This is a genomic window from Shewanella sp. Scap07 (assembly GCF_013394145.1).
Classification (GTDB): domain Bacteria; phylum Pseudomonadota; class Gammaproteobacteria; order Enterobacterales; family Shewanellaceae; genus Shewanella; species Shewanella waksmanii.
In genome coordinates, this window is the sequence record NZ_CP041329.1 from 1 (window position 1) to 12305 (window position 12305).

At 45.8% G+C, this 12305-nt stretch carries 10 protein-coding genes; 5 read left to right on the forward strand and 5 right to left on the reverse strand.

Translation table 11 applies throughout. The features are described 5' to 3' along the window. The 4 genes from dnaA to gyrB all read left to right on the forward strand — a co-directional run bounded on the left by dnaA (position 1) and on the right by gyrB (position 6090). A complete protein-coding gene (gene dnaA / locus FLM48_RS00005) occupies positions 1–1383 on the forward strand; it encodes a chromosomal replication initiator protein DnaA (RefSeq protein ID WP_179022699.1) in 1383 nt (460 codons plus the stop codon). A gap of 19 nt (positions 1384–1402) precedes the next feature. Beyond that, entirely contained in the window at positions 1403–2503 is a 1101-nt protein-coding gene (dnaN, locus tag FLM48_RS00010; protein ID WP_179022700.1) for a DNA polymerase III subunit beta, read from the forward strand. A 70-nt stretch (positions 2504–2573) separates the two neighbouring features. Next, on the forward strand, positions 2574–3656 hold the full coding sequence (recF, locus tag FLM48_RS00015; protein WP_179022701.1) for a DNA replication/repair protein RecF: 1083 nt from the start codon (positions 2574–2576) through the stop codon (positions 3654–3656). A gap of 16 nt (positions 3657–3672) precedes the next feature. Continuing rightward, positions 3673–6090 (forward strand): DNA topoisomerase (ATP-hydrolyzing) subunit B, encoded by a 2418-nt coding sequence (gene gyrB, locus FLM48_RS00020; RefSeq protein ID WP_179022702.1) that lies wholly within the window; start codon positions 3673–3675, stop codon positions 6088–6090. A gap of 119 nt (positions 6091–6209) precedes the next feature. Here gyrB and pxpA read toward each other — a convergent pair whose 3' ends face one another. From pxpA to glyQ, 5 genes are all read right to left on the reverse strand, one after another. Further along, positions 6210–6941: a 5-oxoprolinase subunit PxpA gene (gene pxpA, locus FLM48_RS00025; RefSeq protein WP_179022703.1), complete on the reverse strand. Its 732-nt coding sequence runs from the start codon at positions 6939–6941 to the stop codon at positions 6210–6212. After that, a complete protein-coding gene (locus tag FLM48_RS00030) occupies positions 6934–7863 on the reverse strand; it encodes a biotin-dependent carboxyltransferase family protein (RefSeq protein WP_179022704.1) in 930 nt (309 codons plus the stop codon). The genes pxpA and FLM48_RS00030 overlap by 8 nt, the downstream gene beginning before the upstream one ends. Continuing rightward, the gene (pxpB, locus tag FLM48_RS00035; RefSeq protein ID WP_179022705.1) at positions 7850–8527 is read right to left on the reverse strand and encodes a 5-oxoprolinase subunit PxpB; all 678 of its coding nucleotides are present in this window, start codon (positions 8525–8527) and stop codon (positions 7850–7852) included. The genes FLM48_RS00030 and pxpB overlap by 14 nt, the downstream gene beginning before the upstream one ends. A gap of 119 nt (positions 8528–8646) precedes the next feature. Then, positions 8647–10716 (reverse strand): glycine--tRNA ligase subunit beta, encoded by a 2070-nt coding sequence (gene glyS / locus FLM48_RS00040; RefSeq protein WP_179022706.1) that lies wholly within the window; start codon positions 10714–10716, stop codon positions 8647–8649. A gap of 12 nt (positions 10717–10728) precedes the next feature. After that, positions 10729–11634, reverse strand: coding sequence for a glycine--tRNA ligase subunit alpha (glyQ, locus tag FLM48_RS00045; protein ID WP_028773398.1), 906 nt, complete (start codon positions 11632–11634; stop codon positions 10729–10731). 107 nt (positions 11635–11741) lie between these two features. Here glyQ and FLM48_RS00050 point away from each other — a divergent pair, with 107 nt between their 5' ends. After that, positions 11742–12302 (forward strand): DNA-3-methyladenine glycosylase I, encoded by a 561-nt coding sequence (locus FLM48_RS00050; RefSeq protein WP_179022707.1) that lies wholly within the window; start codon positions 11742–11744, stop codon positions 12300–12302. Positions 12303–12305 lie beyond the last annotated feature (3 nt).

Consider the following 12305-nt stretch of genomic DNA (forward strand, 5'->3'; position numbering starts at 1 on the left):
GTGGCGGTTTCACTTTGGCAGCAATGTATTGGGCGACTACAAGATGAGCTTTCTGCTCAACAATTCAGTATGTGGATCAGACCATTACAAGCCGAAATGGATGGAGATACTCTTGTCCTTTATGCACCTAATCGGTTTGTACTAGATTGGGTTAGAGATAAATACATCAACATTATCAACCAGTTCTTTACTGAGCAGATGGGCAGTGATGCACCAAAACTGCGTTTTGATATAGGTAGCCGCCCCACGGCAAGTACAGTTGCACCAGCAGCTGCGAGCAAACCTGCTGCGCCAGCCTCCGCTAAGTCGACCAATAAGCCTAGCTTTAATAGTGGCAGTGAAGCCCCTGCCAGCGCCAACCATCGAAGCAATATCAACCCGACCTATCAGTTTGATAACTTCGTTGAGGGTAAATCGAACCAACTGGGTAAAGCGGCGGCTTTGCAAGTGTCGGAGAATCCTGGTGGCGCATATAATCCGTTATTTCTTTATGGTGGTACCGGTTTAGGTAAGACTCACTTATTGCATGCGGTCGGTAATGGCATTATTAAGAACAATCCCAATGCCAAAGTTGTGTACATGCACTCGGAGCGTTTTGTGCAAGATATGGTTAAGGCACTGCAAAACAACGCTATCGAAGAGTTTAAGCGCTATTACCGTAGTGTTGATGCCTTATTTATTGATGATATTCAATTTTTCGCTAACAAAGACCGATCTCAAGAAGAATTTTTCCATACGTTTAATGCATTGCTCGAAGGTAACCATCAGATCATTTTGACCTCTGATCGGTACCCGAAAGAGATTGATGGTGTTGAAGATCGTCTAAAATCTCGTTTTGGTTGGGGACTTACAGTGGCAATTGAACCACCGGAGCTAGAAACCCGAGTGGCGATTTTGATGCGTAAGGCGCAAGAGAGTGGCATCAACTTACCCGATGAAGTGGCATTCTTCATTGCTAAACGTTTGCGTTCTAACGTCCGTGAGCTTGAAGGGGCATTGAACCGTGTGATTGCTAATGCTAACTTCACAGGTAGACCCATTACCATTGATTTTGTACGAGAAGCATTGCGTGATTTGCTGGCATTACAAGAAAAGTTAGTCACCATAGATAATATTCAAAAAACGGTGGCTGAATACTATAAAATCAAAATGGCAGATATGTTGTCTAAGCGTCGTTCTCGTAGTGTTGCGAGACCAAGACAGATGGCCATGGCATTATCAAAAGAACTCACAAACCAAAGCTTGCCTGAAATTGGCGATGCATTTGGGGGTCGTGACCACACAACGGTATTGCACGCTTGTCGTAAAATTGCCCAGTTGCGTGAAGAAAGTCATGACATTAAAGAAGATTATGCTAACTTGATACGAACGTTATCTTCATAAATCTGGGAAATTGAAACTCATGAAATTTTCAATTGATAGGGATGCCCTATTAAAGCCGCTTCAACTTGTTAGTGGAGCGGTGGAGAGAAGACATAACTTGCCTATTCTGGCAAACCTTTTAGTTGAAGTAAGTGGTCACTCACTAAAGTTAACTGGCACCGATTTAGAAGTCGAACTTGTAGGGCAAGCCCCCCTAGAAGGTGAAGTCGTAGAAGGCAAGACCACGGTGCCGGCCAAAAAATTCCTCGATATTGTTAAGTCGTTGCCCGATCAAGTTGAATTAAAAATTGAGCAGCAAGAAAATCGCTTGTTGCTGCGCTCTGGTCGGAGTCGTTTTACGTTAGCGACATTGCCAGCGGAAGAGTATCCCAATGTTGAAGCGTTTCAGGCTGAAATTGAATTTACGATAAAGCAAGGCACGCTAAAATCACTCATCGACGCGACCCAGTTTTCGATGGCTAACCAAGATGTGCGCTATTACCTCAATGGCTTATTATTCGAAACAGAGAATAATATTTTGCGTGCGATTGCCACTGACGGACATCGATTGGCTCTTAGTCATCGCACCATTGAAGAAGCACTGCCTGAAAAGCAGGTTATTGTGCCGCGTAAAGGTGTGATTGAACTGCAACGTTTATTCGAAGGTGAAGACTTTGATGTCACGATTGCCATTGGTGACAGTGCTATTCGTGCGACGACACAAAATGCGGTATTTACCAGTAAGTTGGTCGATGGTCGTTTCCCTGATTATCGCCGGGTACTGCCCAAAGGTGGCGATAAGATAGTTATTGCCAGTCGTAATCATCTAAAGCAGGCGTTACTCAGAGCATCCATCCTGTCTAACGAGAAGTTTCGCGGTGTGCGGGTACAGTTGGAAAACAACTTAATTAAAATTACCGCTAATAACCCTGAACAGGAAGAAGCGGAAGAAATTTTAGATGTTGAGTATGAAAACACACCGTTAGAGATTGGCTTCAATGTGAGCTACCTTCTTGATGTGCTAAATAACTTACCATCAGATGATGTGCGTATTACCTTGATTGACGGTAATTCCAGTGCATTAATTGAAAACCACGTCGAAGAAGATTCGATGTACGTGGTAATGCCTATGCGTCTCTAAATTGAAGAGTAGATACGGTAGCTGCTTACCGTATCTACCCTGTTAGTTTAGTGAACAATATCGAGCAGTAATGAGTCTAACTCGTCTTCATATAGAAACCTTTCGCAATATCGACACTGCCAGCTTACAGTTGGGCAGTGGTATCAATTTGATATATGGCCACAACGGTAGCGGCAAGACCAGTATCTTAGAAGCGGTCTATTTCTTGGGAATGGGGCGTTCTTTTCGTAGTCACCTTTCTCAACGAGTGATACAGAACAATCAGCAAAAGCTGACATTATTCGCCAATCTCACCAGTGACAGTCGTGATTACAAAATAGGTTTTAGACGATTGCGCTCAGGTGAGTCAGAAGTGAAAATTAATGGTGACCGGGTAAAAAGATTGGCCACTTTGGCGGAAACTTTACCTATTCAAGTCATCACGCCCGAGAGTTTTTCGCTACTTTTTGAAGGGCCTAAATCTAGGCGACAGTTTATCGACTGGGGTGCATTTCATTCAGACCCTAGCTTTCATCACGCTTGGGCCAATGCCAAGAGGATTTTAAAGCAAAGAAATCAGTTGCTTAAGAATCAAGCTAGCTATGAGCAAATTCAATTTTGGGATAAAGAGTTAGTACGATATGCGCAAACGGTCACCGATATTCGTAAGCAATATGTAGACTCGTTAAATGAACGACTTAAGGGTATAATCGAAGAGTTTTTACCTCAAATAAATGTTAAAGTTTCCTTTACGCGAGGATGGGATAGCAAAACTGATTATCAGCAGTTATTGCAGACACAATATTCCCGAGATTTAGCAGCGGGACATACCAGTAGTGGGCCGCACAAAGCCGATTTACGGTTACGAGTTGGCACACTACCCGTGCAGGATGCCTTGTCCCGAGGGCAGTTAAAACTATTAGTGTGTGCACTGCGCATCGCACAGGGAAAGTTGCTAAAACAACAAATAGATAAAAATAGTATTTATCTGGTGGATGATTTGCCATCGGAATTGGATGCAAAGCACAGGCAGTTGTTGCTACAACAGTTAACAGATACTGGCGCACAGATCTTGGTAACGGCCATTGAGCCAGCAGCAATAGTAGATTCGTTGAATACGCCGCCAACAAAAGTGTTTCATGTGGAACACGGGCGTGTCACGGTAATTGAATAACCGACGAGAGAATAATATGTCAGAGAATAGTTACGATTCTTCGAGCATTAAGGTACTAAAAGGCCTTGATGCTGTAAGAAAGAGACCGGGGATGTATATTGGTGACACCGACGATGGTACGGGTCTGCATCACATGGTATTCGAAGTGGTCGATAACTCTATCGATGAAGCATTAGCTGGTCATTGTAGTGATATCACCATTACCATTCATGCCGATAATTCGGTATCAGTTTCAGATGATGGTCGTGGTATTCCGGTTGCTATTCACCCCGAAGAAGGGGTATCAGCGGCAGAAGTCATTATGACCGTACTGCACGCCGGTGGTAAGTTTGATGATAACTCTTATAAAGTATCAGGCGGCTTGCACGGTGTGGGTGTGTCGGTTGTAAACGCATTATCAGAAAAGCTGCAATTAACTATTCGTCGTGACGGCAAGGTTTATGAGCAGTTCTACACTATGGGTGAGCCAAACGAGCCAATTAAGCCTGTGGGTGACTCAACCACAACGGGTACGGTTATTCGTTTTTGGCCAAGCCATGAGACGTTCTCAGACACGCTATTTCATTTTGATATTCTTGCTAAGCGTGTTCGTGAATTATCGTTCCTTAACTCAGGTGTTGGTATTCGCTTGGTTGATGAGCGAGATAACAAAGATGAGTTCTTCAAATATGAAGGTGGTATCAGCGCGTTCGTTGACTATCTGAATGTGAACAAAACTTCGGTAAACAAAGAGATCTTCCACTTTAATCAAGAACGTGAAGATGGCATTACCGTTGAAGTGGCAATGCAGTGGAATGATGGCTTCCAGGAAAACATTTTCTGTTTTACCAACAACATTCCTCAGCGTGATGGCGGTACTCACTTAGCGGGTTTCCGTAGTGCACTTACCCGTAACCTTAATGCTTATATGGAGCGTGAAGGCTTCAATAAGAAAGGTAAGACTAGTGCCACTGGTGATGATGCTCGTGAAGGCCTAACTGCCGTTATTTCAGTTAAAGTACCGGATCCTAAGTTCAGCTCGCAAACCAAAGATAAGCTGGTATCTAGTGAGGTAAAATCTGCGGTCGAACAGACCATGGGTGAAAAACTTGGTGATTACCTACTGGAAAACCCAGTGGAAGCGAAGTTGATTGTCGGTAAGATTATCGATGCCGCTCGTGCCCGTGAAGCGGCGCGTAAAGCTCGTGAAATGACACGCCGTAAAGGTGCGTTAGATTTAGGTGGCCTGCCAGGTAAACTGGCTGATTGCCAAGAAAAAGACCCCGCGCTATCTGAAATTTACATAGTGGAGGGTGACTCTGCGGGCGGTAGTGCTAAGCAGGGTCGTAATCGTAAGAACCAAGCTATTTTGCCATTGAAAGGTAAAATTCTTAACGTAGAAAAAGCGCGTTTCGACAAGATGCTGTCGTCACAAGAAGTGGCAACGCTGATTACTGCACTGGGCTGTGGTATTGGTCGTGACGAATACGATCCAGATAAAACACGTTACCATAACATCGTCATCATGACCGATGCTGACGTCGATGGCTCGCACATTCGTACCTTGCTATTGACCTTCTTCTTCCGTCAAATGCCTGAGTTGATTGAGCGTGGTTTTGTCTACATTGCTCAGCCACCACTTTATAAAGTGAAGAAAGGTAAGCAAGAGCAGTACTTGAAAGATGATCCTGCGTTAACCGAATACCTGACCAACCTTGCGTTAGACGGTGGTGAAATCCATGCATCTCAAGATGCACCGGCAATGTCAGGTGCACCACTAGAGAAGTTGGTTTACCAGTACCGTGAAGTGGAAGCTATTTTTGACCGTTTAGAGCAGCGTTTCCCGCTGATGCTAACTGAGCGTATGCTTTATCAACCCGCATTGACCAACGAGCTGATGACTGACGAAGCTAAGGTTAAGCAGTGGTGTGATAATTACGTTGCGGCATTAACAGAAGCTGAGTCTGGTGGGTTTATCTTTAGTTCAGAAGCTTTCTTAGATGCTGAGCGTCAAGTCTATGTACCTAAAATTACCATTCGTAAACACGGTATCGACACGCACTACTTGTTCTCTTATGACTTCTTAAACTCTAGCGATTACGAGCGCATGACTAAGCTTGCTGAGGCACTAGACGGCCTGATTGAAGAGGGCGGTTATGTTAAACGTGGTGAGCGCGTTAAAGAAGTGACATCGTTTGTTGAAGCCTTAAACTGGTTAATGAACGATTCTAAGCGTGGTTTGTATATTCAACGCTATAAAGGATTGGGTGAGATGAACCCAGAGCAACTATGGGAAACAACCATGGATCCTGAGTCGCGCCGTATGTTGAAAGTAACCATTGAAGATGCCATTGCCGCTGATCAACTGTTTACCTGCCTAATGGGTGATCAAGTTGAACCTCGTCGTGACTTTATTGAGTCAAATGCACTCAATGTGGCGAACTTAGACGTGTAGTCTCGTTCGATAGCCGTTTAAAAAGCCTCAGCATTGTCTGGGGCTTTTTTGTATCTATTGCCAAGTTAATAGCGCTTTGCGACATCAGTATCGAGCCACTTGTGCTTAAGCTAAATAGATTATCGCGATACTAATGCCTGACAAATCCGCTCAGCAGATTGCAGCGCATGGGCATTATCACCATGTAGACATAATGACTGCGCGGTAATTGTCAGGGGTTGGTTGTCGATAGTAGGAATAGGCTGGCCACTGGCTATCGCTTTGGCTTGCTGTACTACTTCGCTGACTTTGTCGATTGTCGATCCAGCTTGGCTACGTGGGCTTAGCTGACCATCGCTAAGGTATCGTCTGTCAGCAAAAGCTTCTGCAATCACCGTTATACCCTGCTGTTGTGCCAGCGCGACTATCGGACTATTGGCAAGTGTCATCAATGCCAAATTAGGGTTAACAGCCTGCATGGCATCAAACAAAATATGTGCTTCTCGGCTGCTGTGGGCCACCTGGTTATATAAAGCACCGTGGGGCTTCACATAGTGCATTTTGCACTCAAAAGCGTCACATATGGCATCTAGGGCGCTTATTTGCTTTATTAGGCTAGCGGTGAGCTCATTGGCTGCCAAGTGCATTGGCTGGCGACCAAAATTACCAGGATCAGGGTAGCTGGGGTGAGCACCAATGCGCACACCGTGGTGTTTTGCCAGCAACACACTTTGCTGCATTGACTTGGTATCGCCGGCATGGCCACCGCAGGCAATACTCGCTGAAGTCACCAACGCCATTAAAGGGCTGTCAAATTGATAGCCTTCGCCCAGATCGGCATTGATATCGATAATATATTTTGACTTAGCCATGGTGATTCATCGCTCGCTGCAGTCGGTAGAAGTAGCGTTGCCACTCTTGGTTAGCTTCATCGGCTTGTGCTGGGCTGACATGCTCAAACTGAACGTGGTCACCCGGTTGGCATTGGGCCAGTTTCCATAGATCAGCTTCTATTACCGTCGCTATGCGGGGGTAACCGCCAGTGGCCTGAGCATCTGCCATCAATACAATAGGCTCACCGGTTGGCGGTATTTGTACTACGCCAGATATGACACCGTGTGAGCGCATTTCAATTAAGTTGTGGGTCTTTAGTGTCTCGCCGCTTAATCGATAACCCATGCGGTTACTTTGGTCACTGACTTGCCAGTGTTGCTGCCAAAATGCTTGGCGACTTTGGGGAGTAAAATGCTGTAACTCTGGGCCGGGCAGCGCCCGTAATTTACGATTGTTTTCTCTAATCACCGCGCCAACAGGCTTACTTATATTGGTGTTGCTGGGATTGATACCGATTTGGTCTCCTGCTTGTAATAGTCGTCCATTTAAGCCACCAAAACCGCTGTTTATATCCGTACTGGCGCTAGCCATAACAGAGTCGACCCTAAACCCAGCTTCTACTGCAAGGTAGCCAAAGCGGCCTTGTTTCGGTCCCATGATGGTCAGCGTCTCACCTTTACGGGCACGATTGCGCCACCCGTGCCATATATTGCGCTGAGCAATATTGGCGATAAACGGGGCGCCGGTGATGGTGAACCAACAATCTTGACTAAAAGTAACAGTGAGACTAGCGGTAAACTCGATGGCGGCACAATCATCTAAGTTGTTAAGTAGCTTATTTGCCAGTAGCAGTGCTTGGCGGTCTATAGCACCACACTGGGCTACGCCCAAATGGCCATAGCCGTACCGACCTAAATCTTGAATGGTTGCCATGCCGACAAGTTGATTAATTAGCAGCATCTGTTCCTCGCGAAACGGGCTTTAACGCAGTAAAGCTTAGGCTGTCACCGGGCTGAAGTAAGCTAGGCGGGTTGTGATTTGGGCTAAATAATTCAATATCGCAATGACCGATTAGCTGCCAACCTCCAGGACTCATTGCCGGATAAATCCCGGTTTGTTCACCGCCAATACCGACACTACCAGCGGGCACGTTTTGACGTGGGCTTGCTAATCTTGGTGTTGCGATACGGCTATCTAGGCCAGTTAGATAGGCAAAGCCAGGCATAAAGCCGATAAAACATACTTGATAGCTGGGGGCGGTGTGGTACGCGATGACTTCACCGGTGGTTATTTGATGATGACGTGCGATCGCATCAAGGTCTGCACCATAACGGCCACCATATTTGACTTCGATAACATGGTGCTGGCTTGATAATTGTGCACTTTCGGCTTCATCCCATAGCTGTTGAAGTTGCTGTTGCCATGACGGAATATGACTCATAGCGCTAAGGGTGAGGGTGAGATTATTCATTCCCGGTACAGCACTGATGATCTCTTGTCTGTCGCGGCATAAGTCAGCTATCCAACATAGTTTGCGTTGCAGTGCCATACTGATAGGTGCCGAAGGTGAGGGATCGAGTACCAATGCTCTTTCGCCCAGTCGGTAGATTATCGGGTTGCCCAAAAGTCGTTCTCTTATTGTGCGTTGTGGTGATTAGTGTGGAGTGATTATTGTGGAAAAACAACCTAAGCCAGATACAAAAAATGCACCCGAGGGTGCATTTTGTATTTTGCTAGTCTTTGCTATTGCAGCAAAGAGATATCCGCGGCATGCAAAAATTGCGCTCGTAGACTTGCAAGCAAAGCTAGGCGGTTTTGCTTAAGGGCTTCATCGTCTGCCATTACCATCACATCTTCGAAGAAGGTATCTACAGTGTCGCGCAGTTCAGCAAGTAATTGCAGCGCTTGTTGGTAGTTCGCCGCAGCAAAAAGCGGTGCCAGTTGCGGGGCTAACTTATCAAGTTGTGCTGCAAGCGCTTGCTCTGCAGTTTCCTGCAATAGCTCAGGTTTAATGGTTGAAGGTAATTCACCTTCTACTTTCGCTAAGATATTTGATACACGCTTATTCGCTGCTGCTAGTGCCGTGGCTTGCTCCAGTGTTCTAAAATGTGCAACGGCTTTGATGCGACTTTCAAAGTCAGCGGGTGCCGTAGGGCGACGAGCAAGTACAGCCAGAATCACATCAACACTGACGCCTTGGTCTTGATACCAAGCTCTGAAGCGGCCCATGAAAAACTCAAGTACTTGCTCTGCAACATTCTCATTAGTGAGGTTGTCACCGTGCAGTGCTTGTGCTTCGGCGATAAGGTCGACGAGATCGAGCGGCAAGTTGTTCTCTAAACAGATGCGTAAAACACCAATGGCGGCACGACGCAGTGCAAATGGATCCGCAGCGCCTTTGGGGGCTTGGCCAATACCAAAAATACCCACTAACGTATCGAGTTTTTCCGCTAAAGCAACACACACAGAAATAGGTGCTGTTGGTACAGTGTCGCCAGAGAATTTTGGCTTGTATTGCTGTGCAAGTGCAACCGCTACAGACTCTGCTTCACCATTTAGGCGCGCATAGTGCATACCCATGGTACCTTGCAGATCGGTAAACTCCATCACCATATTGGTCATCAAATCTGACTTAGACAGCAAGCCTGCACGAGCCGCTTCTTCTTGATTGGCCCCTATGCTATTTGCGATAAAGCTTGCCAGCGCAGAGATACGTTCGACGCGTTGTTTGATGGTACCCAGTTGTTTTTGGAATACCACGGTTTCTAAGCTAGATAGACGTGACTCTAGGCTTTGTTTTTTATCAGTTTCGAAGAAGAATTCAGCATCGGCAAGGCGAGGGCGAACGACTTTCTCATTACCAGAAATGATTTGCTGTGGATCTTTAGATTCGATGTTGGTCACGAAGATAAAGTGCGGCAGTAGCGCGCCATTTTTATCAAATACCGGGAAGTACTTTTGATCGCCCTTCATGGTATAAACCAAAGCTTCAGCTGGCACATCGAGGAACTTTTCTTCAAAGCTGGCTGATAGCACAACAGGCCATTCAACCAATGATGCAACTTCTTCTAGCAGGTCATCTTCTAGTTCAGCAACGCCACCAATTTTGTCGGCTGCCGCTTGAGCATCTGCTTTAATCAGGCTCTTACGTGCTTCGTAATCGGCGACCACTTTACCTTGTTCTTTCAAGCTGCTGAGATAGTTATCAGCATGGTCTAATTCAAATGTATCAACACCCATGAACCGGTGGCCGCGAATGGTTCTTGCTGACTTAATGCCTAGTAACTCGCCGGCGATAAGTTCGCTGCCAAATAACATGGTGACCGTGTGCACAGGACGAATAAATTGAGTTTTACTGCTACCCCAACGCATAGGCTTAGGGATAGGTAGTTTATCTAAGGCGCGCTGGGCCATGTCAGCAACGAGGCTTTGGGTTTCAACGCCGACCACTTTTGCTTTGTGCAGTAGCCATTCACCTTTGTCGGTGACTAGGCGTTCGGCTTGATCAACTGAGATGCCATTACCGCGTGCCCAACCCATGGCTGCTTTGGTTGGGTTTCCGTCAGCATCGAACGCTTGAGCGATAGCAGGGCCACGCTTTTCTATGACTTTGTCCGCTTGGGCAACCACTAGTTGGTTTACTGCTATTGCTAAACGGCGTGGCGCCGCATACCAAGTTGCTGATTCAAAGCTCAATTCAGCTTTGTTTAGTTCGTCAGTGAAGTTACTAACAAATGACTCAGCAAGTGTTCTTAATGCCTTTGGTGGCAGTTCTTCTGTGCCTACTTCAATGAGTAAGTTTTCAAATTTCATTATAAGGTACCTCTACTTACACATTGGGAAGCCAAGAGCTTCACGCGCTTGATAATAAGATTCTGCAACGGCTTTAGCCATAGTTCTAACGCGGAGAATGTAACGTTGGCGTTCTGTCACCGAGATAGCATGGCGTGCATCAAGCAGGTTAAAGGCATGTGAGGCCTTCATTACTTGCTCGTAGGCAGGTAATGGCAAGGGTGTTTCCAGCGCTAACAGTTCATTGCAGGCTTGTTCGCAATCTTCAAACTGCTTAAATAGGACATCGACATTAGCGTGTTCAAAGTTGTAAGTAGACTGTTCAACTTCGTTTTGATGGAAGATATCGCCATACATGATCTTGCCCATAGGACCATCTGTCCAGACAAGGTCGTAAACACTATCAACTTCTTGAATATACATCGCCAAGCGTTCTAGGCCATAGGTGATCTCACCTGTCACAGGGCTACATTCTAGACCGCCCACTTGCTGGAAGTAGGTAAACTGTGAAACTTCCATACCATTGAGCCACACTTCCCAGCCAAGTCCCCAAGCGCCGAGTGTTGGCGATTCCCAGTTGTCTTCAACAAAGCGAACATCATGTACGCCCATATCGACACCCAATGCTTCAAGCGAGCCAAGGTACAACTCTTGGATGTTTGATGGAGAAGGTTTCAAGATCACCTGAAATTGATAGTAGTGTTGTAGACGGTTTGGGTTGTCGCCATAACGACCATCGGTCGGGCGGCGACATGGCTGGACGTAAGCACTGCTCATTGGCTCAGGGCCTAGAGAGCGTAAAAAAGTCATCGGGTGGAATGTACCCGCGCCGACTTCCATATCCAATGGTTGAACAATTGCGCAACCTTGCTGCGCCCAATATTCCTGCAGGGTTAAGATAAATCCCTGGAATGTTTTGATGTCGTGTTTCGTCGTCATGTCTACTACTGTCGGCTGGTGATAGAAAATGGTTTCGATTATACCTTGTAGAATTACGCTTATGTAGGTTATTTTCTAACTCAATAGCGAAAAAATGGGATTTTCTGATGGATACGACACGCTGTAGTTGGGTTGGTAATGACCCGATATATCAGGCATATCATGATAATGTTTGGGGAAGGCCGGTTTATGATAAGCAGGAGTTGTTTGCCAAGTTATGTTTAGATGGTCAACAAGCAGGTTTGTCTTGGATAACCATTCTTAAGAAACAACAAAATTACGAAGCGGCTTTTGCTAATTTTGATCCTTATATAGTCTCGAAATATGATGAGCAAAATGTCGAGACCTTAATGCAGGATTCTGGCATTGTCCGGAACCGATTGAAGATTAATTCCATTATTCGCAATGCGCGCGCTTTTGTCGCTATGGAACAGCAGGGAATCGATTTTAGCCAATTTTTGTGGGATTTTGTTGGTGGTAAACCGATTAATAATCAGTTTAAGTCTATGGCTGAGGTGCCAGCGCAAACGACGGAGTCAGAAGCAATGTCTAAAGCGCTTAAAAAAGCCGGATTTAACTTTGTCGGACCGACTATTTGTTATGCGTTTATGCAAGCGGTAGGCATGGTTAACGATCATACAACAGATTGTTTTTGTTATAGTATTTAATTG